This window comes from uncultured Aquimarina sp. (genome assembly GCF_947496855.1).
GTDB lineage: Bacteria > Bacteroidota > Bacteroidia > Flavobacteriales > Flavobacteriaceae > Aquimarina.
The window spans coordinates 308495-335370 of sequence record NZ_CANMED010000004.1; the positions used below are offsets into that span (position 1 = coordinate 308495).

Sequence of the window (26876 nt, forward strand, 5' to 3'; positions counted from 1 at the left end):
GATCTTCAATATTGCTCCTTATTTCTAACAAGAAAATTCATATTTATAAATTTAAGATTTCCTATGAAATTAATTCCTAATGATAATGGATTTAATATTTACGAACTCTTTTATTCCAAAACCACCGTGTTCTCTTCCAAAACCAGAATTTTTAACACCTCCAAAGGGCATAGTTGGCTCTGCTAATCCAAAAGAATTTATAAATACCATTCCTGTGTCAAAATGGTCTTCTGCTAATTTTATAGCCTTATCTATATCTTTAGAAAATATTCCACCGCCCAATCCAAACCTACTATCGTTTGCTATGCGAAAAGCATCCTCTGTATCTTTGGCTTTTATTAATGATGCTACAGGTCCAAATAACTCATCTTCATAAGCAGGTTGGCCTGGTTGTACTGACCCTAAAATAGTTGCCGGATAATAAAACCCTTTTCCTTCGGGAATCTCTCCACCACATAATATTTCTGCACCATTCGCTACACTTTTCTTTACTTGATCGTGCAACTCATCACGTAGGTCCTCTCTTGCTATTGGGCCCATATCATTTTCATTAGAAAAAGGATCACCTATTTTTACAGCTTCCATAGCTGCTACAAAACGTTTTTTAAAGGATTCATAAACGGAAGCCACGGCTATAAAGCGTTTTGCAGCAATGCAGGTTTCTCCATTATTGTAAATACGACCTTTAACACACATTTTAACAGCTACATCAACATCAGCATCATCTAATACAATGTAAGCATCATTACTCCCTAATTCCAGTACTGACTTTTTTAATTGTGCACCTGCCTTTTCGCCTATATCTTTTCCAGCTTTAGGGCTTCCGGTTAATGTGATACCCTTCACTAAATCATTCTTTATAACACTATCAGATTGTTGATGACTTATAATTAATACTGTAAAAAGGTTTTTTGGTAGACCTGAATCCTGAAATGTTTTTTCTAGTATTTCAGCAGAACCTGTTACATTTGAAGCATGTTTTAGTAGCACACCGTTCCCCGCCATAATACTTGCAACGGCATACCTAACCACTTGATAAGAAGGATAGTTCCAAGGTTGGATACCATAAATAACACCTAATGGTCTATATGCAACAATACCTTTGCCACCATTCGAAAGCTCGCGCTCATCATCTTGGAGTTCCTTAGGTCCATTTTCTGCTGTATATTCGCAAATAGCGACGCACAAGTCTACCTCATGTTCACTTTGTGATAACAGTTTGCCCATTTCCTTGGTCATGGTTTCAGCAATTTCAGTCTTATATTTTTTTAAGCTTTTCCCTAAGTTTCGAATAGCCTTAGCTCTTTCTTCTAAGGATACATGTCTCCAGTTTAAAAAAGCATTATGACAATTTTCAATTTTAGTAGTGAGTACCTCATCTGTTATATATTCATAGTGTTGTATCTCTTCACCAGTTGCTGGATTAATAGTTGTAATTGTATTTTCCTTTGTTATAGTTTTCATAGTAATTTTTGTGTTAATAGTTTCGTCTTAAAAAAAAAGAGACTCTTACTTATTGTTGTTCGCTAGGCATAATATATACGTCGTTAATATTTACACGTTTTGGCTGTGAAATAGCATAATAAATCGCTTCTGCAATATCTTCTGCCTCTAGAGTAGTCATCTTTTGCATGTCTGATAATTTTTCCAAAATTTCCTCATCTGTAATAGTTTCCATAAGTTCTGTGGAAACTGCTCCTGGCTCAATTGACGTCACATTGATACCATATTTAGGAGAAAGCTCTTGCCGGAGTCCTTCTGAGAACATCTTTACTGCTGCTTTCGTTGCGCAATACACAGCTCCACCCGGAAAATATTTATAAGCTGCTGTTGAAGATATGTTTATAATATGTCCGCCTTTATTTTCTATTAGCGTTGGAAGTACAGCAGCAACTCCATTAAGCACGCCTTTGATATTAACGTCTACCATTTTTTCCCATTCTTCGGTTTTCAAATTCTTCACATAAGATAATGGCATAAGCCCGGCATTATTAATAATTCCGTTAATCGTATTATATTCATTTAAGGTTTTAGAAACAATGCTGTCAAAATCTTCTTTTTTTGTAACATCGCCTGTGATCACAAGTGCATTACCACCTTTTTTCTCGATCTTATCTTTTAACTCTTCTAGTTTGTCTTTTCTTCTTGCAGTCAATACAACTCTTACACCTTTTTCTGCAAGTTTCAGAGCAGTTGCTTCACCGATACCACTTGAAGCACCTGTAATAATTAAAACACTTTTATCTAACTTCATAATTATTTTTTTTGATAATAATTCTCTTTTTACAAAGATCATTTAATCATAAAATAGTTGTTATCATAATCCCTAAAATTGTTGACTCATATCAATAACAAGTCATTCTATATGAGCTAAATATTATATGATTTGCATTAAGTTATTCGACGTAAAAAAAAGAGCTTTGCGCTTAAACAAATACTTTATGGAAAATATACTAGTAGCAGGTGCCAACGGTGCTGTAGGAAAAAAAATAGTTAATCTTTTAGAAGCATCGCAATACTTTAAACCTGTTGCAATGATTAGAAAAGAAGAGCAAAAAAAACAATTTGAAATTAGAAATATTGCTACAGTGGTTGGAGATCTGGAAGAAGATATTTCTGGTGTAACTGAAGGAATAGATAAGATTATTTTTGCAGCTGGTTCTGGAGGAAAAAAAGTTGTAGCAGTAGATCAAGAAGGAGCAAAAAAACTTATAGACTTATCAAATAAAACTAAAATCAAAAAATTTGTCATGCTTAGTTCAATGGGAGCAGACTCTCCAGAAGACGCAGACGAATTAAAAGAATATTTAAGAGCTAAACACAATGCCGATGAATACTTAAAGCGTAGTGATTTAAACTTTGCTATTGTAAGACCTGGAAGTCTTACAGATGAACCTGGAACTGGTAAAATAATTTTAGATTCAAAACTAAAAAATTCTGGAGAGATTAGTCGAGATGATGTGGCGCAGACGCTAGTAAGATCATTACATAATGATAGCGCTAACTATTCTGTTTTCGAAATTTTAAAGGGTGATAATTTAATCGCAACAGCGATGCACAAAGTATCTGCAAGTTAAGCTTGTACAAACACCGATATTTTGAAAATTTCCAAATTCATAAAGCCTTTTATAGTACTTCATTTTAATAAATTTGGCTTATAAAAATAAAACCCCGTAATGAGAATTACGGGGTTTACTTATAAAAATTTACTTCTCGATACATATATTTAGAAATTCGTCCTTCCTTAGCATACTAAAAAATTATATTTTCAACTTTAATCCACCTCGAATATAGAAGCTATTTCGATCATTAATGGTTAACACATTTTCCTGATTATCATTACGTAAACGTATATCGTTTATAACCGTAAAACCAGCATAAGAGTATAAAACCAGATGATCTGATAGATATCTTTCATATCCTAGTCCGGTAAGTACAATTGTCATGGAAATATTATTCGCTATTTTCTCCTCTGAGGTTACGATATCTGTAAAATTTCGATTATTTTGAATATTAGCAAAAAAACCGTCTAATGTAACAAAGCTCTGCAAAGCATTTTTCTTTTTAAAGCGATACTTGATATTAGATTTAGGGACTCCTAACACAAATGACCAATTAGGACGAAACTCTCTATAGTAATTTATAAAAGGTAATGGAAAAGGTCTCCCCGCGGTTGTTGAATAACGCATCCCCAAAATAAGGCGCCAAGGTTTTGAGACAGCCTCTTTTGTTTTATCCTTTACGAAAAAAACTGAACCTGTAAATAAAATATCTTCCGCACCTATCCCCTCTCCCTCAAAATCAGAGGCTACTATAGCTCCCACCTGTGCTGCAAAGCGCCAGTTATTTTTTAACAAAAAAGTATATGTCAAGCTACCTTCAAATGAACTGAAACGTTCTAAATCATTTGTATCAAAAGCAGTTTCATCTCGATATATAAAATTCACGTTTCGGTATTCGATACCTGGTACCAAATAGCTTCCTTTATTATTCAATTTTATTGGATATTTAGCAAATACTCTGAGCCTCCGAAAAGAGTTGTCGCTATCTTTTTGTGGAAAAAAAGTATACTCTACTCGCGCAAGATCCGAAACTTGAGATTGAACAGATACTGTAATAACTAATAATATAAAAAGTAGTATATGTTTAATCATAAGATATTTTAAAATTTAAATGCAAAAGAAAATGAAAATCTAGCTCCGTCTTCTCCAGTAAATAGATTAAAAGTTCCACTCATAGCATTAGCACTATTTATCCAAAAACCACATCCATAATCACTATGCCATTTATCAGAAGTATCATTATCAGCAATCCAAACTCGACCTGTATCGCCTCCAACAAATATTCCAATTTGCAATGGTAGCACTCGAGTTTTAAATTGATTAAAACTATATCGAATATCTGCACTACCAGCTAGAGAAGATTGTCCGGTAAAACGTTCCGTTCGGTAACCTCTTAACAAGTTCTCATCACCCAATTGTGCGGCTTGATAAAATTCATAATTTTCTCCGATATTAAACTGCCCTTGAGCAGCAGTTTTGAGAACCAACTTACGATTCCGAGTTAGCGCGTTATAAAATCCAAGATATGGTTTGATGTACCCAAAAGTTCTATCAACATCTTTTACGTTCATTCTTCCACCTACATTAACTTCAAATTTCATACCTCTGGTAGGATTTACAACCACATCATAACTTTCATATCTATAGGTTCCGTCTAATCCAGCGAACCATTTTCGCTCAAAAGCTTCTGGATTTTGTAAACCTGCTTCCTGAGTGATAAAACGATCTGGAGTATCATCTACCTCGATACCTTCTATAGAACCTTTATACTCAAAGTAACTACCTAAACGTCCGTTTTTTACAGCTCCTAGAGATACTCCATAAGTACTTAATTTCACTCGATTAAAATCAAAATCTAACTCGTCTTGATTATTTTCTGTCTCGTTTCCAAAGCCAAAGAAGTTTATTGCAAAACTAGGACTAGTATATTTAAGACCGATTAACAAATTGTAATCTCCTAAAATTCCTGCAAATTCGCCACGATATCCAAGGTCAAAACCTTGTGTAGCAAAATAATATCCTCCAGAAAAACTATGACTACTGGAAAAAGGATTTCTATGGAATCCATTAATTGTATACACCGCCATTGGACCTATACGCACACCGTCATCTGGATTAAAACCAATGACTGGTAATACAGAAGAAGTAGTTAGCACACCTTCATTCTTATCAAAATTATTAATTTGATAATTATCTGTAAATCTAATTTTTGCTCCACCTTTTTTCTCTATAGTATTAGGCTTACTCTTATGATCATACACAGCAATTTTACGACCTTTTTTAAATCGATAAATGTCGTTATTCTGCCCTCCAATAATATTGATTTTTATAGGATTATCTGCTTTTCCACTTGATTCAAAAACATCATCATCATCTAGCCCATAAATCCAAATTTCTTTTGTTTCTTTCTTATCAAATGTTTTATCACTTACAATTTTCCCTTTTAGACCATCCTTAATTCTGGAGACTGTTACTCTAGTTTTACCTTTCTTCATCCGATGAATCTCTATAAGATCATCTTTATCCGTACCCATTACAATAGCTAGACTAGTAAGATAATCATAGTATCGATCTGCGATGTCAACGATATTTTGTCTTCTTCCTTTTAGGTTCTTCTTAATATTATCTAAGTCCTCTCCTTTTGCTTCAGCAGGAATATTCAGAAAAGCACTTTCTATAGCTGTATCCGTAAGATTTTGTCGTATGTATTTTGCTTGCTTTAGCCATTCAGCTCTTCCACTGTTTCTAATCAAGGTACGATCTAATCTAGTAGCAGAAGAATTAATCCACTTTACATCTTTTAATTCCTCATCATAAACCTGAAACTGATTTGCAAATCCCATTAGTCCTCTTAAAGTTCCTAAAAATCCGCCATCAAAATTAGAAAAAGCCTGATCTCGATCTCGCGGTATCGGTTTAAAAACATGATCTCCATTTTTCATTTCATATTCTGCCCATCGCCACTGATCTTGATGACGATCCCAATCACCAATCAACATATCAAAAATTCTAGCTCTTATATAAGATGATTCATCGATTCTATATTTTTCGTCTCTTCGTAGCCTTTCGTATACATCCGAAGTACTTTCTATATCATCAGGTTTTCCGAAAGAAGCTAAATCTTTATGATTCTCTTCTGGTCGTTCCTCAATCATATACAATTCATCTCCATAATCAGCATTGTATTTTCCTAAAGCATTTTGTTTGGGAACATAATATAGCTTGGGGTTTGTATGAAAAACTCCAATAGCTTCAGATAATTCGGGAATTATTGTGAAAATATATGGATGTCCAGCTGTATAAAAATCCAGCAGAATATCTTCGGAAATAGTATTCTCTAAAGATTCTTCGATATAGTTATTCTGAAAAACAGTAGACTGTAAAAATTTTATACCACTCTTTTTTAAAGCACGCATGTTATATTCTTTACCGCTTTTTGTTTTTAGTCGCAATGATCTGGTTTGATGCCCTCCCCCTTTACGCACGACTTCTAACCCTCCATATAACGTATCCAAAATAGCAACTTTAGTTTGGATTTTAGTACCATATAAATCCCTATAATGATCCCCCCAAATGCTTTCATAAAACTCAGTTCGATCAGTACCTTCTTTTTCATAAATCGAAGCAGCAATAGTTGGTTGGTTTATTTCAGCAATAGTAGAAAGATCATACATTGGGGTTTTTTCATAAATTTCTTTCTTGAAAAGCAATTCTGGCTTATTATTTTTACTACTAAAAAACGAAGCCCACACAGCTCCATCTTTATAAACATCTAACTTTACAAAACCTTGTCCTCCATAGGCAAAAAGCCCGTCATTACTTAAGGTAGCATATGAATTTTTAGCCCCAGCTCCAGAGACTATCTGTTTGATTCCGTTATGTTCTATGTACTGCAAAGAATGTTCGTGACCCGAAGCAAAAATGATACGTTCTGATCCTTTGGCCAATGTTTCTAGTCGTTGCACTAAAGATTTATATTGCTTGTTTTGATTATCCTGAGTTGATATTGCTCCTGCTGTACGGATTTGCATAGCCAATGACCCCAAAATAGGTACTGGCACTTTTTTTTGTGATGGATACAAGTGTTTAACAGGTGCGTATTTACCTCCGTGAACGCCATTAGTATATAAAGGATGGTGTAAAGCAAAAAGAATTGTTTTGTCTTGATTTTTTTTGAATTCACTTTCTACCTCGAGAAACATCGCTTCTCTGGTTTTAATTTCTGGACAGTTATCATTAATCGTTGGATGTTTATCCCAATCTTCAAGATACCACTGCGAGTCTAGAATAATTAATTGAATATTATCTGTGATTTCTATACTTTCTAGTGCACAACCTTTTGATGGCCTAAATACTTTTTTGTCTTTTAACTTCTTCTCAAAGTATTTTTCCTCGCGTTCTAATCCCTTTAAACCTTCATTGTACCAATCGTGATTACCCGGAATAAAATACACTTGCCCATCGAAATTTTTGACAGCATCTATTTGAGTATTTAAACGATGTTCTGCTATTTCTCTATCTTTTTTATCCTTTTTTGGCATCCCATCAGGGTAAATATTATCTCCAAGAAAGATGGTATAGTTTCCTTTTTGTTTATGATTCTCTAAATATTTTTCTAAAGCCAATAGAGCAGTTGTACTTTGATCTGGTTTTGCATATCCTGCGTCTCCAATCAAATAAAAAGTTTTTTCGATTTCTTTTTCTTGAAGTATAACCGTATCATCAAAAGCTTCTCTATATTTTGGTTCATAAAGTGCACAGCTAGACGCTAAAAAAGCAAGTATAGTAAGTGTTATATATTTATAATTCATAATAATTTATAGTTCTTTGTAGTTTTAAACAGTCTTAGATATAAACGCTTCCCATTCTGCAAACTTTTCTTCAGACATAACACGTTCCATTTTTACCTGTCCTCCCTTTTTCTTTTGTGTCCCACTCCATTCTGAAAATATGGACATCGGCACTGTGGTCACTTTTACTCCCTTTAAAGCCTTGCTTCGGGCGACTTTATAATTCTTGTTAGCTTTTTTAAGTACCTCATCTAGTTTTTCTGCCAAAACAGTATTTTCTACAGAAGTTTCGGTTCCCAAATACCAATGATGATAGAATTCGTCATTAATACGTGTAGCTGCCAGTGTAAACTCAGGAATCTCAATATCAAATCTCTCTTCTATTTCGCGCAGAGCCACATTCATTTTATTTACCGATAATTGTGAGCCAACAACATTTAGAAAAAACTTGGTCCGTCCAGTAATTCTAATCTCGGCTCTTGCTACATCGATAAATTCTATCGTGTCACCAATTATATAACGCCATGCACCAGAAACGGTACTCATCAATAACACATAATCCTGATCGGTTTCTACTTCTGCTAATGTGATTGAAGGTGCATCTTGTTTTAAAGAACCATCTTGGTTGATATACTCTGGTTGAAAAGGAACGAATTCGAAATAAATACCGTTATCTGTAATCAACTTCATTGCATCGGTTTCAGGACGTTCCTGATAGGCTATAAATCCTTCAGAGGCGAGATATGTATCAATTATGGTAATGGAATGTTTTAATAAATTATTAAAACTTTTCTCGTAAGGTGCAAAAGCTACCCCTCCAGAGGTATAAACTTGTAAGTTTGGCCATATATCATGTATGGTTTCAGCATTGTGATACTCAATAACTTTCTGAAGCATTAACTCCATCCAAGATGGGATACCACTTAATGCTCCTATGTCCCAATCTTTTGCTTTTTCTGCAATACGCTGAACACGTTTGTCCCAATCATCAATTTTTGCAATATCACGACCGGGTTTATAAAACCCCTCAAACCAAAAAGGAATATTACTAGCACTAATACCACTAATTTCTCCTTCTAGATGCCCATCTTTTTCTTGTAAATCGGTAGAACTACCCAACATCATGATTTCTTTTTCAAAGAATTCTGCAGGTAAATCGAAATTAGATAGCGCTTCAACTTGTTTAATTCCAGCATTGCGAATAGCTTCAATCATGTCATTTGTAACTGGAATGCGCTTACTTTTTTTTCCAGTAGTTCCAGAACTCAATGCAAAATAATCCGGATTACCTGGCCAGGTTACATCCTCTTCTCCATCAATCACTTTAGACCACCACTCTTTATGTAACTTATGGTAGTCAAAATAGGGTACTTTATTAGTATATGCTTTTTGTATATTATCTGATTCGAGAATTTCATTAAACTTATAAGCTTTGCCAAATTCGGTATCAGAAGCTTTTTTTAGTAACATCTCCAGTATTTTTTGTTGCGCCTCTATATGATTGGTTTCTGAAGTCAATGCCCCTTTCAATTCAATCGCACCTTTTATTAATGATCCTATAATTGCCATGTCTATTCTGTTATTTTTTCTAAAATTTCTGGATTACCTGCTTGTTCTACTAAATCAATTCCTGCAAAAGCGACAATAAACGCTACCACCGATAATATAATCCCTATGGTAAATACTATGTATGTTATTTTAAGTAAAGTGTATTTCTTTTTAAGTACCAACCCTAATAAATAAAGATCTTTCGTTAGCATTTTATATACATAAGATTTATCATTAATAATTTCATCTATTGCCCATTGATATCTATCGTAAGACATTTTGTAGAAATTCCCAAAGAATAATAAATTCACTTTTCTATTCATGACTTGCTCCTTGGTAAACTCTCCTCCAGTGACTTTTGGTTGTGTAGACATTATAGACAAAATAATAGATGCCACACTAAAGAGCACTAAAACCAAACTAGGAATCATTAAATGACGATTGCTTGCTGCATCAAGCTTAGGGATTAGATTTGCTAGTGCTAGTGAAATAATAATTGCATTTACAGAAAGTAGAATATTGGCTTTGGTATCTGCTATATCACTAAGTTTAATATGATTCCTTAACGTAACCCTAAATAGGGTTTGAATACTTCTCTCCGGGCTTTCTTCTTTGTATTTCGCCTTAAGTTTTGCCTTGACAACTTCTTTTTTATGCTTTTTTTTATTTTTCTTCTGCTTTTTAAGAAGACTTAATAAGTTTTTATTTTTTTCTGGCTCCCAATTCTCAACTGCATATCGAGTATAATATTTGTGTTGCCTAGAAAACAGTTTTACATTTTCTGCTCTCCATTCTTTTCCAGACAATTCTGAAATACCTTGAAGTATTAGCTCCTGATGTAGAAGTTCACTGACTTCTACAAAATAATCTTTAGCCAAGTGGGAACTGTCTGCATCTTTGATAATTTCTTCAAGAATAGTATTTGGTTTTTTCCCAAACTCTGTTGCCAGAATACAATTTTGTATTGTCGTTATTGTTTTATCACTTATTTGATGTTCTGATAAAAATTGAGTCGCAATTCTTACACTTTCTTTTTCGTGATTTTCTTTTCCATTTATATATCCTGCATCGTGAAACCAAGCCGCTATCTGAATTGCTTCTGAATCTTCATTACTTATATCAGTTTTTTCAATAATCTCTTGTACACTTTCTACAACTCTTTGCGTATGTAGGAAATTATGATATAAATACGTTTTGGGTAATTTTTCCTTAAAGAGTTCAAATATGTAGTTTTCCGCTTTTTCCAGTATAGCTTCCATTTGTATTCTTTTTAATTAAAAAATTGTTAGTCGAGTATATTAAGAATTTAAGTTAGTTTGCTTCTTGCTCTTTAACCAAATGCAATATTTCATCAGGAGATAAATATAATCGCCTTATACGTGCTTTATATTTCTCTGATAAGGAGCTATGATTAAGGATAAACTTTTTAGTCGCTAAGATGTAATCTTTCATAGCGTGAGTTACGGCATAAGTATCTGCCATACGTTCTGCCTCCCTAATATAATTTGGTGAAATCCAATATTGTATTCCAAATGACACGAGATTCAAACTACTTCTTCTGTGATAATCCATAATATGACCTAACTCGTGTCCTAACCAACCTATCATCACATTTTCTGGGATATCTTTAATAGAGAGTTCTAGACTATCTATCTTAAAAACCTCACTCATCAAAATGACATAAGCTCTTTTCCTTTTTGATCCAAAGAGCGTAGAAAACTTTGGTTGCGCCTTCATAAATGATTTCTTGAGAGAAGGCTTAAACTTAAATTCGATTCTCACTTCTTCTAATTCTGGATAATGTGATAGCGCTATTCCAGCCTCCTTAATAATCGATAAGGGAATAATTTTGTTCTTTAAATGTATAGTGTCTAATGAGGCCATAATATTATTTATAGTCACTGTATAGAGACTAATGATTAGAATAATTTTAAATATTTGTAAATATCGCATTACCACTTGCAAGATAAATAAGAACTCTCTCAGGGATTAATGCATATGATAGAAAGGGTAACTCTTTTGATGGATATTCCTCCTTTTTTGTTAAAAAGAGCTCTATTTTGATAATTCTAATAAAAAATTAGGGTAGGTCATTAAAATAAGTATCTAAATATCTAAGACGATCAGATAACCAAGATTCCATATAATCTAAATGATCCGATAACACTGCATCTGAAGCCCAAACTAACATTTCTCTTTCGTACACTTTATTTTTTTCAAAAAAATCATATGTCTCTCTAATATTTCCTAATAAAGAAGAATTACTAAATTCTTGCTTTCGCAGAAAAAACCAGCGAGCCTTTAATCTTTGTTTATAATTGTCAGGATTTACTCTTAGCAATTTATCAAATAGTCCATTACTTAAAATATCATTTGTTGTTGGAATTCTTTTACCATCCTGAATAGTTCCTAAGACACCATCTAAATCCCAAGGCACATTAAAATAAGGTGTTTTATTATCGTGCCTGGCAACATAAAAGTTTTTTCCTAGATTATCTGTAGCACGAACAAGATTAATAAATAAGAAATAATCAATAGCATTATCTAGATCAAACTTTTTTGCTATCTTTTTCTTGAATGTGGAATCTTTAGATTTGATCACAAATTTAGTATATCGATAAATATTTTTCCATTGTGCTTTATAATTTATGAAGGGATATTCTACCTCATATCCAGCCCAATGCGGGAAAATATTTTTATACTTTGGTGACGTTTTGTATGCTGGGGCACCATTATGACTTCCTGCTTTAAATAATTCACCTTTTACTTTACCTTTTTTATATTTTTTAAGCTGCAGCAGTTTTCGATCTACTTGTTCGGTCAAAGCATGAATTCCTATATATTTTGAATCTAAAAACACTTCCGTAAACATTAAATCAATACCACTTTTTGCGTCTTCTTCTTTACCTACATATGAAGGTTTATTAATCGATAACCAAAGTTTATTACAAAAATAAGATCGTAAACGAAGTGGCTCATTATATAATCCATCTAGGATCCAATCATCATCTTCTCTTAAGTTTCCGAAACTTATATCCACTGAAGTTTCTCCTTCAGTAGTCTCCCAAAATTCTAAATCATATGATTTTTTCGGGAATTTTAATGATATATTACCTCGTAATTCCAAACCTGCTATAGCATTCTGAATACTATCTTGATTGATAATGGTGAATTGAGAAGAAACTTTTGGATCATCTTTTATATCTTCTTCAGAAGTTATTTGAATAATAGGTAATTCTGTTATGTATAATTTAAATACTTTGTCATTATGGTTCACATTATAACTTCTTGTATATGACAAACTATCTAATGGTGAATAGAATATGTAGTCTTTATCAAAAGTTATTTTTAACCTATCATTGTGATTTGGAGAGGCTGGAATCTTAAAATTCCACACAATAATATTATGTTTCTGGTCTATACCGTAGCTCTCTTTTTTAGGAATTATCGTCTCAATATCCTGAGAGTACATTTGAGAATGACATAAAAATATCAATAGATATATAAATAGTACATTTTTTTTAAACTTCATTGAGCTTATTTAGTAAACATTTTTCACCATTACAAATATGGAAACAAATAGTGTCTAAATATGACGTAATCCCTAGAAGTTTTGACTGTATCCATAAATCACTATCAAGTTACATACTTTTTGATTACTTTGAGGTTTATTATGAATTTGAATCTATGACTTACAGATTATTCATTATCATCTTACTTTTTTTTTTATCGACAAACGCTCAAGAAAAAATTAAAAAAGATGTAAAAAAGACAAAACCTAAACTTGTAGTAGGTATTGTGGTTGATCAAATGCGCTATGATTATCTAACCCGCTTTTATAATCGATTTAGCGAAGGCGGTTTTAAAAGAATGATTAGAGATGGTTTTTCTTGTAATAATCATCATATTGATTACATTCCAACGACCACCGCGCCTGGACATGCTTCTATTTTTACAGGCACTACTCCTCAAAACCATGGTATTATTGGTAATAGTTGGTATGATAAAATAAGTAAGCAAAAAGTATATTGTGTTGAAGATAATACTGTCTCTCCGATTGGCACAAGTAGCTCCGCTGGTAGAATGTCTCCAATAAAGCTTAAAATTACTACTATCGCTGATCAAAATCGTTTACATACCCAAATGCGAGGTAAAACTATTAGCATAGCCCTTAAAGATAGAGGAGCAATACTTTCTGGAGGACATACAGCAAATGCTGCTTATTGGTTCAGAGGAAAAGGACAAGGAGGTTGGATTTCATCTTCTTATTATATGACTAAATTACCCAAATGGGTTGTAGATTTTAATGAATCGAACTTGATTGATTCTTATTTTAGGGATTGGGATACTCTTTATGAAATTGACTCCTATACTGCTAGCGGAAATGACAATACAAAATTTGAGAGAGGTTTTAAAGGACAAGAAAAAGCCATGTTTCCTTATGATTTACTAAGACTTAAAGAATTTAATGGTCAGTACGATATTATCAAGCATACCCCTTATGGAAATAGCTTAACTGTTGATTTTGCCATTGAAGCGATAACTAAAGAAAAATTAGGAAAAAGTAATGATACGGACTTTTTAACGATCAGTTTTTCGAGTACAGATTACATAGGGCATAATTTCGGAGCAAATTCTAAGGAAGTCGAAGATACCTACCTTCGCTTAGATCAAGATATAAAACGTTTGTTAATGACTTTGGATAAGAAAGTAGGTGAAAATCAATATACCGTTTTTCTAACGTCTGATCATGGAGCCACACAAGTTCCCCAATACTTAAAATCTGTAAAAATTCCAGCAGGATATTTTAAGGAAGCTTCAGTTCATTTAAACATGAAATATTATATCAATTCTTTATATCAAGACAATGAAATTATCCAAAACATATCAAACAATCAAGTATTTTTAAATTATGAGTTGATAAACAATAAAAATCTAAACATAGAAGAAATTCAGAATAAAATTACTAATCACCTTTTAACTCTTAAAAGTATTGATAAAGTGTATACAAGAAGTCAACTAGAAAATATGAATTATACATACGGAACAGTAGCGTTACTCCAAAATGGATTTCATCAAAAGAGAAGTGGAGATGTTCTTTATACACTTTCCCCTTCTATAATTGCATATTCCAGGACTGGCTCTTCACACGGAAGCGGATATACTTATGATTCTCATGTTCCTCTACTATTTTATGGAAACGGGATATCACGAGGGGCTACAAAAATAAAAACCACAGTATCAGATATTGCACCTACCATTTCAGCTTTATTAGGTATTTCAAATCCAAATGGAGTCACAGGAAATATTATAAATGAAGTCGTTGATTAATTTATTTTTAGCATTATGAAGCACATATTGATACCAATAAAATCATTTTTTAAGATTCTCATAACCACTTATAAAAATTGGAGTGCTAATGAGCCGTTCCAAATGAGTGCAGCAGTAAGCTATTATGCATTATTTTCTTTTCCCGCTCTATTGATTATAATTATCCAAACTACCGGTTTATTTTATCAAAAAAATGAGGTTAAAGGAAAAATTATAAACGAAATTACCGATGTTCTAGGAAAAGATGTGGCTAAAACCATCGAAATAATGCTTAAAAATGCTATAGATCAAGAACAACCTACCTTATTAATTATCATAGGTATTTTTACACTTCTTTATGGAGCAACAGGAATGTTTGTCGCCTTACAAAAAGCACTAAATACGATTTGGGGTGTAAAGCCTAAACCTAAAAGTGAAATATTAAAAATGATTAAAGACCGAATTTTTTCTTTGGGATTGATTCTTATGATTGGTCTTTTGTTATTAACCTCATTAATATTGACAACTTTGGTCACAGCAACTACAGATTGGATAGGCAAACATTTCCCAGATATTATTATTTATGTTATTCTGATTATTAATTTTCTATTATCTATTGTTTTGACCACGGTACTATTTGCAATGATATTTAAAGTCTTACCTGATGTAAAAATGAAATGGAAAGATGTTTGGTTAGGGGCTTTCGTGACTACGATTTTATTTAGTATCGGTAAATATGCTTTAAGTATTTATTTTGGAACAGTCAATCCTGGATCCACATTTGGCGCAGCAGGATCTGTAATATTAATATTGTTGTGGGTTTCGTATTCTAGCCTTATTTTGTTCTTTGGAGCAGAATTCACAAAAGCGCTTGCCTTAACATATGGGTCAGGAATAAAACCTTCTTCGTATGCAGAGAAAGTTTCTTGATCATATTTTTTTACTACCTCATTTAAAACATATACAATCAGGATAACATAATCTTTTCAATCTATAATTAAGACCCATTTCTTTTCTAAAAGGAATAATAATTATTAAAAAGAAAATTGCAACCTACTAAGTATCCTTTTAAAATTTAGATACAAATTGGAACAATAATTTATTACCAAAAAAATTAATTATACTCTCTAAAATTGAGTTAAAAAAAGACCCTTGCGATAAATTAGGCAAGGGTCTTGGATTCATAAAATAAATTTTATTTAAAAAAATCTATTCTTTTTAGTTTCTAATTAACTTCATTGTTTTATCAACACCATCTAAAGAAACACTAAGAAAATACATTCCTTTTGAATAATTAGACAAATCAATTTGCGCAGTATTTCCTGAAGAATCCAATCCACTTCTAGAGGAAATTAATTTTCCTGCTAGATCAGTAACTCGATACGAAACTTTTGTAGCGTTTCTCCATTGGATATTAAATACATCTTTAGAAGGGTTAGGGAATAAACTGAATGCTGGTCTATTCTCCAAGTCATCTACGCTCAGCGTATTACCTTCTATCTGAAGATCATCTACAATAACTCCTTCTTCATTAGTGTTTTGATCCGTAACAAAATTAAATCTAAACATAAAACTCTGTTCACTTGCAAAAGCTGCAAGATCATAACTATATTCTTTCATAGTAGCGTCTTTTCCTGTCCATTGAGCTCCTGGACAATTAAAGCAATTAGAATTATTTGGTAAAGTATTACTATTATACCAATTCGCATCATTAGCTGATCCCAAAATATTCCAGTTCAAACCTCCATCAGTAGAGTGTTCTATGTTGACAAAATCCCAATCTAACTCGATATCAAAAGCCATATTAAATTTTAAAATAGGATTCCCAATAGTTGTAAGATCATAACAATTAGATACTAAAAAACTAGTATTCGAATCCGAATAGTTACCATCTAAGTTAGTTCCATACACGTTTTGTCCTGATGAGGCCGTATTAAGATCAGTTCCTGTAGGAATTCCACGCTCCCAAACACCTCCTACAACCAAAACATCATCAGTTGAATCTTCAAAATCATTAATATCTACACCGATCGCACTTGCATTAGTAATAAAAGTACTGGATAATGAATTATTACCGAGATTAGCATCACCAGAAGTTGTAGTTATTATGTTCAAAGTATGTTCCCCAAGGTTTACATTTAATTGAGGTAAGTCAATTATTTGTGTTTCGCTAGAATTAATATTTCCAGTCCAAGAAATCGTGTTAGAATTACCATCAACGATGTACTCTATATCAATAGAAGTAATAGGATTCAATCCATTATTTTCAACATCAATAGAAGGAGTTACATCACCACAGTTTATTTCGATACCGGGGGCATTTATAGAAATTAAGCGTACATCATCCTGAGCCAATTGAACAGGTATTTCTGATTGCCAAACCCCTCTACCATAAGTTGCTGCAGTGATATTAGCATCATTAATATTAATCTCTAAATCCCTAATAGGAACATTTGGCAAATTATTATCAAAAATCTCCCAAACTCCTGGAGTTGTTTCATCTGTTCTATATACACCTGTAGTTGTACCTACAAACAATGGATCATCAGAATGTGATCCTTGATGCTTTATAACAAGCTTTGGAATATTTGGCAAATCTCCTGTAATATCGCTAAAGTCAAGGCCTCCATCTACTGATTTATATACTTTTCCTGACGTTCCAGAAGTAGTTACATATACTATATTACTGTCACCATTATGAACCGTAACAGATGTAATTGATCTTGAAAAATTTTCAGCGACACTAAAAGTAACACCTCTGTCTGTACTTTTATAAAGTACTCCATTAATAGCCACATACATATTATCTGAGTTAGAAGGATCTATTTCTAGCCTATCAATGCTGCCTCCAAAAAAATCAGGTGAAACTCTAACAAAACTAGAACTATCAAGCTTATAAACCGCATTATATCCAGCATATAATTCACTCTCTTTATTCATCGCAAGCGGAGTTATCCAATTCCCAGAACTACCAGATGGCTGTGAAACACTTGTAGCTTGACTGACCCCTCCATTATTTGAAATCCAAAGATTCTGTCCATTCTGCATAAATCCATAATAATTATTATCATTATTGGGATCAATAGCTGCATCCATACCATCACCTCCTCCATAGACATTCCATTCTCCAGAATTAGTTAACCCAAAACTTCCATTATCCTGTAGTCCACCAGCCATTTTCTTAGACTTACCATTGGACTTAGAAACGGCAATTTTATAAAACTGTCCAATCTGCATTTTTTCTGTTAAATCTGAAAAAGTATTCCCACCATTAGTAGACTTAAAAATACCTCCATCACTTCCACAAAATAATTCGCCATTAAAAAATCGTAAAAAATGAATATCAGCGTGTGTATATGAAACTGTTCTTGATGACCAGTTGTTTACTTGGGTAAAATTATCCCCTCCATTAGTAGATTTCCATACATCAAGCTCTCCTGTATATATTTCTTCTGCATTGGTATCAGAAACAGCAAGTGCCATATCATACCAAGCTTGACCTGCTCCAAAAACATTTTCAGAAGTTGATGATTTAGTAAATGAAACACCACTATCCGTAGATTTATATAAACCTTGGAAAGAACTTCCTGATCCTGCACTTAAAACATATACATAATTAGGATCAGCTGGAGTCACATCAATAGCTAATCTAGTTGAAGAACTTGGTAAACCACTCGATATCAACGAAAAAGAATCTCCATTATCAATAGATTTATAAACACTAACATCAGAAACTGCATATATAATATTAGAATCTCCTGGTTTTAATTTAGCATCGTTTACATCTGTGTTAAGAGTACGAGTGAAACTAGTTCCTCCATCTACGGATTTATAAAAACCGCTGCTGGTTGCAACAAACACTTTGTTTCTATCTAATGGATCTAAATATACTTCACCTATTTTAATTCCATTTGATATAGTAAAACTTAATCCTGTAGTATTCCAAGTTTGCCCTCCATCATTAGACTTCAATAGTCCTACACTAACCGTATCATTAGCATCATCATCACCCGTTCCTATATAAATAATATTAGTGTCAACTGGATCTATCGCGATAGCAGAAACTCCTATTTGTGGAAGTTCATCAGATAACGGAATCCAACTTCCTCCAGCATCTTCTGATTTCCATATTCCTCCTGCTGGTGTCCCCGCATAATATTTATTAGGATCAACAGGGTCTACAATAATTGTATTAACACGACCTATATTAGCACTAGAAAAAGATCTATCTATAAAATCATCAGGACCTAAAGCAATCCAATTACTCAGATCAGCCATTTTATTAAACGAAGCTTTTTTCTGTAATCCTGCATCCCATATTTGTTTTGCACTCATTAATGTACCATCATCATTTAAGCAATCTTTCCAGAAATTCTCCCATCTTTTAAAAGGTTTATATCCAGATCCTTTTTTTGTATGATCTTTATCTTTCCAATATTCATTAAATGCATCGACAATCTCTTGGAATTTGATAGATTCTTCTATTCCAGAAGATTTTTTTCGCACGTTTAGCTCTTTCATCCAGGGAGCACTTGAGTTAAATTGTGCAGTCCCAGAAAACCCGAAAGATAATGCTACAACTAAGAGGATAATTTTTTTCATTTTAAAAATTTTGTTGAGTTACTTCTATAGTAAACAACTTAACAGAAGGAAACCCTACATACACAACTGTTTTTTTTTAAATTTGGTTAGTATACTTTATTTTTTTTAATTGTGAGCTAAAAAAAACTTCATTACTAACAAAATATGCAGCCCAACGGGTTTCAAATCAGTCTCAAGTAAAAACTAAAAAATCTATCCATAAAACTTATTCAGATTAAAAAAACTATAATCCATTAAGTTTTAAAATCTCAATAAAATAAATATCTTCGAAAAATATATGGAAAAGAAATCTGTTTGTGATGAGAAAAATTTTGAAGCAATCTTTGATGATTGTTCAAAGTCGCTACGGAATCTTATCTACTATAAATGTGGTGATATTGATCTGGCAGAAGATATAATTCAAGATGCTTTTATAAAATTGTGGCAGAACTGTAAAAAAGTTATCTATTACAAAGCAAAATCATATGTCTTTACTGTAGCTAACAACACTTTATTAAATCATATCGCTCATAAAAAAGTAGTTCTTAGATATGAACAAAAGCCGCATTCGGATCTTAATAATCAGGATCCACAGTTCATTATTGAGGAAAAAGAGTTCATGTCAAAACTCAAAAATGCAATAGATGCTCTTCCTGAAAAACAAAGAGAAACATTTTTATTATCAAGGATTGACAAGAAATCTTATAAAGAAATTGCTGAAATCACAGGGGTTTCTGTAAAAGCTATTGAAAAAAGAATACACTACGCATTACTAAGCTTACGGCAAAAACTGGGTGATATTTTATAATCATATGTAGGGTAATATAGTATAAGGCTGTTATTAATAAGGAAGACATATAGAAAGCAAAACATAACTAATGAAAAATCCATATTCTGATGAAACATTTTTAGCAAGGTGGCTTAATGGGGCTCTAGATGCTAAAGAAAAAATAGCGTTTGAAAAATCGGAAGATTATCGGAAATACGTGACTATTATAAATAAAATAGATACGCTGGATTCTCCTGAATACAAAAAAGATAAGATATTTCGAGCAATTAAAAATGATATCGTTAGAAATAAAAAAAACACATCTTTAATTCCAAACTGGAGCTATGGTATTGCGGCTACCTTATTGGCACTAATAGGACTATTTTTTTTCTTTAACAAAGCTACTACACACACAACTGATTATGGTGAACAAATCACAATAAAACTTTTGGATGGATCTGAAGTAATTCTTAACTCTAAATCTGAATTATCATTTAAAGAATCTGACTGGAAGAATAATAGAAAAGTTACTTTGTCAGGAGAAGCATTTTTTAAAGTAAAAAAAGGTTCTGATTTCTTAGTAGAAACAGCATCTGGAAATGTAAAAGTTATAGGAACGGAGTTTAACGTAAATACTCAAAAAGATTTTTTTGAAGTTATCTGTCATGAAGGTAAAGTAAAAGCAATTGGTTACAATTCTAATGAAGCTATTCTTGTTAAAGGAAAAGCTTTTAGGGTAGCAAACAATAGTGTCGAAAACTGGGAAACACCAACAACAAAACCAAGTTGGATATCTGGCGAAACTACGTTTACCAATACTCCATTAAAACAGGTAATATTTTCTCTAGAGAATCAGTTTAAAATTACTTTTAACAAAGACAAAATTGATCAAAATCAACGTTTTACTGGTAGTTATAATCACGAGAATATTGAACTAGCTTTAAAAACAATCTTTGTTCCTATGGAAATTTCATATACTTTTAACAACGAAAACAACATAGTTCTCGTTAAAGAATAAATGAAATCAATTTTTTTCTATCTTTTTATATTCATCTACTTTAGCTCTTTTTCTCAAAAAACAGCTGGTTTAGCGTATGATAATACTCCTTTAAACAACGTTTTAAAAGTTTTAGAAAAAACGTATGCTATTAAGTTTTCTTTCAATCCTGAAATTATTAAAAGTGAAAGGGTTAGTGTTTCTGCAAAAGATCCGTTGGAAAAAATCCTCCAAAAAATACAATCTCAAACTTCTATCTTTTTTCAAAAGATTAATAACAGATACTATGTTATTCGAAGAAAAAACAAAGCAGGAAGAATTTCACTCTGCGGATACTTACTTGATAGTTCTACCAAAAAACCTATAGCAGAAGCTTTTGTAAATAACAGAAATCAATCTAAATCCGTCATTTCAGACGTTAACGGTTATTTTCAATTATTCCTATCTGAACCTAATGACACGATTAATATTAGATTCTTAGGATATAAAAATCAACAATTTATTGCTAAAGATCTTGAAAAGAAGGACTGTATTAAAATATTTCTGTCTGAAGATAATTTTCAGTTAGACGAGGTTCTTATTACAGAATACGTAACATCGGGAATATCAAGACAAGGAGCAAGTAGCTCCATAAATATTGATCCAAGCAAATTAGGTATTTTACCGCGATTAGTTGAACCCGATGTATTACAAATCCTTCAGTTTCTGCCTGGAGTACAAAGTCCCACCGAGACTGCTTCAGCTTTACATATTAGAGGAGGAACTCCTGATCATAATTTGATTTTATGGGATGGTATAAAAATGTATAGTACAGGTCATTTTTTTGATCTATTATCTATTTTCAACCCATACATTACCGAAAACATAAAGCTTTTTAGAAGTAGCACAGAAGCTAAATATGGAAACAGAATTTCAGGGGTTGTTGATATAGAATCCAAAAGTGAAATCCCAAAAGATTTTGGTTTTGGAATTGGTTTTAATATGACTACCGTAGATGCATATATCGAAGCTCCTATTGATGAAGGTTTTGGAGTAGTCATATCCGCAAGACGATCATTCACTGATCTTCTCGAAACATCTACTTTTCGGAGTTACTCCGATAGAGCTTTTCAAAGTATTCGTTTCTTTGTGGATAATCAAAAGTTAGATCAAGAAACTGTAGAAAACGAAAATGTGTTTTACTTTACGGATCTTACGGTTAAAGGAATTTTTAAAATATCTAACAATGAAAAATTTACGATAAGCTCCATATTCACAAATAACAATCTCAATTACACATTAAACATCAAAAACATTCTAGGATTTAGCGAACCATTTGATGAAAACCAGAAAGATGACTTAGAATTTGTAAATCAAGGAATCAACATGAAATGGGAGAAAAAATGGAACCCTCATTTCTCTCATTCAACTAACATTTATTTTTCAAACTATGAATTTGACTATGATGGATTAAGAGAATCTAGGGCAAGTAGTGATGGATTCCTTTTTTTTGAGAATAATATTACAGAGAAGAATACAATAAGAGATGCTGGTGGGTCTATTCATGGAAATTGGTACATAAATCCCAAACATAGTTTTACTTCTGGTTATGATTTTTCTAACAATGATGTAGCATATAACGCTAATTATTCTGCTGATGGGGTTTCTTTCGATGAAAGTGACAACAATATGACACACGCCATATTTGGAGAATATAAATTTAATTCTAACGAAAAACTTAAAATAAGCGCTGGTATTCGAGGTAATTATTTCTCTGTTCTTGATAAAACATATTGGGAACCAAGAATTAATCTAGAAGTTAATTTGTCTAAAAGTATCATAACCAAATTATCTGCAGAAAGAAGAAATCAAGTGATTAGTCAGGTTTCTAATTACCTGCCAAATGATTTTAATCTGGATAATCAAATATGGTTATTAGCTGATTCTGAATTTGTTTCAATGCTTGGGAGCAATCAAGTTTCTGCCGGTTTTACTATCAACAAGAATGATTGGTATATCGATATTGAGGGGTATTACAAGGCAATAGACGGACTTACATCGTTTGCTAATGGTTTTAATGGAGTACTTGCTTTAGAGACAGGAGAAAGTGAAATTCTGGGTTTAGACATATTAATCAAAAAAAGAATAAGAGATTATAGAACATGGATCTCCTATTCCTTAACCGATCAAGATTTTGAATTTGCGAATGTTAATGAAGGAAAGTCGTTTCCAGGTAATTTTGACATTGGTCACTATCTATCCTGGATTCATAGTTATCAATGGAATAATTTCGAATTCTCATTAGGATGGACAATTAGAACTGGAAGACCTTTTACTCCTGCACTAGGCATTACTGAAACTGATCAATTTCTTTTTATCGATTACGGAGAGATTAATAGTGAACGATTAGATAGTTATCATCGATTAGATTTTTCTGCATCTTACAAGTTTAATTTGTCAAAAAATGATACATGGCGAAGCAAAATAGGATTTTCTCTATTTAACTTATATGATGAAAAAAACATCCTAAACCGAACATACAATATCAAATTTGATAACGATAATTATTTATTACAAGAAGTAAACACATTTTCCTCTGGCATTACCCCCAATGTATCGTTTAGAATTGATTTTTAACATCACAAAGCATCTGTTATTAATACTTTTTTTAATGTTCATTCACTTGATTATCATAAGGTTTAGTCAACCATTTCATTTTCTTTATTAAACTTATTCTTTATTCGGGTTCAGATCTATTCATTCCATAATTCCAAGACATGGTTTCCCATTTCATTACTCTTAACATTGTCCATAAAAAAAACCATCCGCCTAAGACGGATGGTTTATAAAAAGATTCAAAGTTTATTTATAATATATACTTAGTTTTAGTATAAAAAGTTTAAAGCAGTAATATCGGCACTACTAAATTCTCCATCTTCACTTCCATCGAAGCAAGAAATCATTATAGAATTAGAATCTAAACCATTCTGACCCCACTGATTAGCTGTAGGAGTTCCTGGAATGTTGATTGCTCCTACTCCTGCGCTACCTTCGTTAGATCCACCACATCTTCTACGAGCATAATCCGTGTGACGGAAACCTATAGAGTGTCCTATTTCGTGACCAATTACATGCTCATTTAAGTTATTACTAGCGTTACTTAATCCGTTTAAAATCTGAACAAATTTAAAAGGAGCTCCTCCACTTGGGAAACCAGCAGATCCACCTTGTCCAGACTGATTATTATTATACACTACCATATCAGCAGCTTGAAAATTAGTCCCAAAAGTCAATCTAAATGTTAATGTATTATTTAATCTATTGTAATTATTAACAGCCCACTGTAATCCAGTCTGCATATTGCTAGAAAGTGCATTTCCAGAACCAGTAAAACCTAAAATATCAATAGTTCTTCTAGAACCAGTAACAAGATTAGAGGTTCTGTATTGCTTATTTTCACCATCATCCGCAACACCTAACTTATAAGAATCATTTTCTAATAAAGATAAGTTTAGCGTAATATCACCAGATTTAACATATTGTGTTGCAATACCATCAAGACCAGTTATTGTAACAATTTCTGCATCTCCAGGGTTTACTCCGGCATCTAATAATTTGTTTTGTAAATCTTTACTAAGTTCTAATGAAACTGGCTGAGCATCGTTGGCAATTTCGTCTTTTTGGCAAGATGTCATAACACCAGCCGCGATAGCGCAAAGCGCTAAAAATTTGATTTTTTTCATTTTTAAAAAGTTGAGTTTGTGTAGTTACTATTAAACAAAATAGATTTACTACGTTATCCATTTTGTTGAAATAAATTTTAGTAATGCTTTGAACCTTTTTAAAATTTAAGCGGGCTGAAGATATGATATTTTTTTTTAAAAATCAGTTAATTATTTGAACTATTCTCTGATTATCATCAAAATACATACATTAAATTCAGTAAATCGAACATTTACTTAAAAAACACACACCTTTAAGTTACACGATAAAACCGATTAAATGCATTGCCATTATAATCACACATATTCTCTATCTATAAAAAAATGAAGCAGCATCAATAATATCTAATAACTTTCAATTTTTTATAAAAAAAAATTTTGAAAGTTATTTCTTACTTATCATAAATTTTTAACTAAAAAGTGTTAAAAAAATACTAATGGATGTTTTACCGTACTTTATTCTGAAAAAAAGTAGCTCTCCAATCTTTTAAAGATTGTATTCTGATAACCATAATTATAAGGTGAGTATAAAAAAAGCCCAACTAATGTCGGGCTTTTTTTATACTCACCTTATAATTATAGAGTATCTATAACTAGTACAAGTAATTTAATGCGGTTACATCATTACCATTAAACTCACCATCAGCGCTAGTACTAAAACATGCTAGCATAATAGAAGTAGAATCATATCCTGTTGGTGTCCCTGGAATATTAATAGCTCCATCAGATCCAGCACTTTCTCCTGATTGTCCACAACTTTGACGGCTAAACCAATCTGTATGGCGGAAACCAATAGAATGACCAATCTCATGTGTAATTACGTGCTCATTTACGTTATTAGAGTATCCACCTAAACCATAAATTGCAACCCACTTATTTGGTCTTCCCTGTGAGTCAGGAAATCCTGCAACTCCTCCTTGTTCTCCGGCTGCTTCTTCATTTGGATCATGATAGACTACCATATCCTTAGATTGATAATCTGTACCAAAGGTTAACCTAAAACTAACTGATAAGTTTAATCTATTATAATTATTAACCGCCCATTGCAGTCCAGTTTGCTCTTTACTACTCAGACCATTACTATTATTTCCTGTATAACCAATAATATCAATAGTTCTGCTAGAACCCGTCACTAAGTTGTTAGTTCTATATTGCTTAGTATTAGCTTCACCAGTTCCTAAAGCAGGAGTATTCATAAGATTATCTAAGGTAGAAAAGTAATCCCCAGATCTAATTCCTGAAATTTTAGAACCGTCTAAAAATGTTCTAGTTTGTATAGTAACATCATCAGAATTTACTCCAATTGCTTCTAATTGAAGCTTTACCTCTTTGGAAACTTCTTTGTTTGTTGTTTCGATTTCTGATGAAACGTCTTCTTTTTGGCAAGATGTAATAAGACCTGCTGCGATAGCACATAGTGCTAAGAATTTAATTCTTTTCATTGTAAAAATGTGTTGAGTTTGTATAAATTATTTTGGGAAAGTACATTCAAAACCAACGAACTGCGCTAGCTTAAAAATCAATAAGAAAGTTTTGGGGCGTACAATTTTTCCAATCCAAAGATATGATAATTTTTTACTAAAAAAAGTTAATGTGTTGAATTATTCTTTACTAAAACAAATAATCATTAAATATTCATCAATATAATATCATTTTTTCGATGAATGACACAATTAATAAAACTCCAAAAACCTTACTATCATTATGTCATAACCGTAATTTTTAATTTTAGACCAAAAAAATCGCTCAATAAACAATTTTATTGAGCGATTATTCCTACAAATATTATTATACTTAAACGATTTCTGCGCTTAAACCTGCCTGTAATAACTTAGAACACCTGGGAACCAATTCTTCGTAAACCCCTGTTTTTACTGTGCATTTACCTTTATAATGAACTAGCATTGCGCATTGCTCCGCCTGCACAGGTGTATGCTCACACGTATAGATCAAAGTTTCAATTACGTGATCAAATGTATTGACATCATCATTATATAAAACAATCTCATTATTATTTTGTTCTACCGTTTTTTCTAAAACCTCCTCTAAAACCTTTTCTTGAGTGCTCATCACATTAATTTTATACAAATATACTATTTCGAAAAGAAAAATTAATCG

Annotated in this window: 18 protein-coding genes; 6 read left to right on the forward strand and 12 right to left on the reverse strand. The window is 32.4% G+C overall.

Features of this window, described 5'->3' with window-relative positions:
• Positions 1-69 precede the first annotated feature (69 nt).
• Both Q0921_RS13750 and Q0921_RS13755 read right to left on the reverse strand, forming a co-directional pair.
• The gene (locus Q0921_RS13750; RefSeq protein ID WP_299257751.1) at positions 70-1464 is read right to left on the reverse strand and encodes an NAD-dependent succinate-semialdehyde dehydrogenase; all 1395 of its coding nucleotides are present in this window, start codon (positions 1462-1464) and stop codon (positions 70-72) included.
• Positions 1465-1513: 49 nt separating this feature from the next.
• A complete protein-coding gene (locus tag Q0921_RS13755) occupies positions 1514-2254 on the reverse strand; it encodes an SDR family oxidoreductase (RefSeq protein ID WP_299257753.1) in 741 nt (246 codons plus the stop codon).
• A gap of 187 nt (positions 2255-2441) precedes the next feature.
• Between Q0921_RS13755 and Q0921_RS13760 the strand changes: the two genes are divergently transcribed.
• Positions 2442-3077 carry an SDR family oxidoreductase gene (locus Q0921_RS13760; RefSeq protein WP_299257755.1) on the forward strand — a complete coding sequence of 212 codons (636 nt, stop codon included), beginning with the start codon at positions 2442-2444 and terminating at the stop codon, positions 3075-3077.
• 183 nt (positions 3078-3260) lie between these two features.
• Here the strand turns inward: Q0921_RS13760 and Q0921_RS13765 are convergent, their stop codons facing one another.
• The 6 genes from Q0921_RS13765 to Q0921_RS13790 all read right to left on the reverse strand — a co-directional run bounded on the left by Q0921_RS13765 (position 3261) and on the right by Q0921_RS13790 (position 12932).
• Positions 3261-4154 (reverse strand): hypothetical protein, encoded by an 894-nt coding sequence (locus Q0921_RS13765; RefSeq protein WP_299257757.1) that lies wholly within the window; start codon positions 4152-4154, stop codon positions 3261-3263.
• 8 nt (positions 4155-4162) lie between these two features.
• Positions 4163-7873, reverse strand: a complete 3711-nt coding sequence (locus tag Q0921_RS13770; protein WP_299257759.1) for a metallophosphoesterase — start codon at positions 7871-7873, stop codon at positions 4163-4165.
• Positions 7874-7897: 24 nt separating this feature from the next.
• A complete protein-coding gene (locus Q0921_RS13775) occupies positions 7898-9421 on the reverse strand; it encodes a GH3 auxin-responsive promoter family protein (RefSeq protein ID WP_299257761.1) in 1524 nt (507 codons plus the stop codon).
• Between the two features lie 2 nt (positions 9422-9423).
• Positions 9424-10659: a Pycsar system effector family protein gene (locus Q0921_RS13780; protein WP_299257763.1), complete on the reverse strand. Its 1236-nt coding sequence runs from the start codon at positions 10657-10659 to the stop codon at positions 9424-9426.
• Positions 10660-10711: 52 nt separating this feature from the next.
• Positions 10712-11284 (reverse strand): hypothetical protein, encoded by a 573-nt coding sequence (locus Q0921_RS13785; RefSeq protein ID WP_299257765.1) that lies wholly within the window; start codon positions 11282-11284, stop codon positions 10712-10714.
• Positions 11285-11480: 196 nt separating this feature from the next.
• On the reverse strand, positions 11481-12932 hold the full coding sequence (locus Q0921_RS13790) for a CotH kinase family protein (protein ID WP_299257767.1): 1452 nt from the start codon (positions 12930-12932) through the stop codon (positions 11481-11483).
• Between the two features lie 155 nt (positions 12933-13087).
• Between Q0921_RS13790 and pafA the strand changes: the two genes are divergently transcribed.
• Together pafA and Q0921_RS13800 are read left to right on the forward strand one after the other, a co-directional pair.
• The gene (gene pafA / locus Q0921_RS13795; RefSeq protein ID WP_299257769.1) at positions 13088-14731 is read left to right on the forward strand and encodes an alkaline phosphatase PafA; all 1644 of its coding nucleotides are present in this window, start codon (positions 13088-13090) and stop codon (positions 14729-14731) included.
• Between the two features lie 15 nt (positions 14732-14746).
• The gene (locus tag Q0921_RS13800) at positions 14747-15640 is read left to right on the forward strand and encodes a YihY/virulence factor BrkB family protein (RefSeq protein ID WP_299257771.1); all 894 of its coding nucleotides are present in this window, start codon (positions 14747-14749) and stop codon (positions 15638-15640) included.
• A 288-nt stretch (positions 15641-15928) separates the two neighbouring features.
• On the opposite strand, the gene Q0921_RS13805 is transcribed toward Q0921_RS13800, so the two are convergent.
• Positions 15929-19312 (reverse strand): T9SS type A sorting domain-containing protein, encoded by a 3384-nt coding sequence (locus tag Q0921_RS13805; protein WP_299257773.1) that lies wholly within the window; start codon positions 19310-19312, stop codon positions 15929-15931.
• 277 nt (positions 19313-19589) lie between these two features.
• Here Q0921_RS13805 and Q0921_RS13810 point away from each other — a divergent pair, with 277 nt between their 5' ends.
• The 3 genes from Q0921_RS13810 to Q0921_RS13820 all read left to right on the forward strand — a co-directional run bounded on the left by Q0921_RS13810 (position 19590) and on the right by Q0921_RS13820 (position 23673).
• The gene (locus Q0921_RS13810) at positions 19590-20099 is read left to right on the forward strand and encodes a sigma-70 family RNA polymerase sigma factor (protein ID WP_299257775.1); all 510 of its coding nucleotides are present in this window, start codon (positions 19590-19592) and stop codon (positions 20097-20099) included.
• A gap of 70 nt (positions 20100-20169) precedes the next feature.
• Complete coding sequence (locus Q0921_RS13815) at positions 20170-21078, forward strand: FecR family protein (RefSeq protein ID WP_299257777.1); 909 nt, start codon at positions 20170-20172, stop codon at positions 21076-21078.
• Complete coding sequence (locus tag Q0921_RS13820) at positions 21079-23673, forward strand: TonB-dependent receptor (RefSeq protein WP_299257778.1); 2595 nt, start codon at positions 21079-21081, stop codon at positions 23671-23673.
• Between the two features lie 248 nt (positions 23674-23921).
• On the opposite strand, the gene Q0921_RS13825 is transcribed toward Q0921_RS13820, so the two are convergent.
• From Q0921_RS13825 to Q0921_RS13835, 3 genes are all read right to left on the reverse strand, one after another.
• The gene (locus tag Q0921_RS13825) at positions 23922-24779 is read right to left on the reverse strand and encodes a M57 family metalloprotease (protein WP_299257780.1); all 858 of its coding nucleotides are present in this window, start codon (positions 24777-24779) and stop codon (positions 23922-23924) included.
• Between the two features lie 572 nt (positions 24780-25351).
• Positions 25352-26200 carry a M57 family metalloprotease gene (locus Q0921_RS13830; protein ID WP_299257782.1) on the reverse strand — a complete coding sequence of 283 codons (849 nt, stop codon included), beginning with the start codon at positions 26198-26200 and terminating at the stop codon, positions 25352-25354.
• A gap of 352 nt (positions 26201-26552) precedes the next feature.
• Complete coding sequence (locus Q0921_RS13835; RefSeq protein WP_027392496.1) at positions 26553-26828, reverse strand: ATP-dependent Clp protease adaptor ClpS; 276 nt, start codon at positions 26826-26828, stop codon at positions 26553-26555.
• Between the last annotated feature and the right edge of the window lie 48 nt (positions 26829-26876).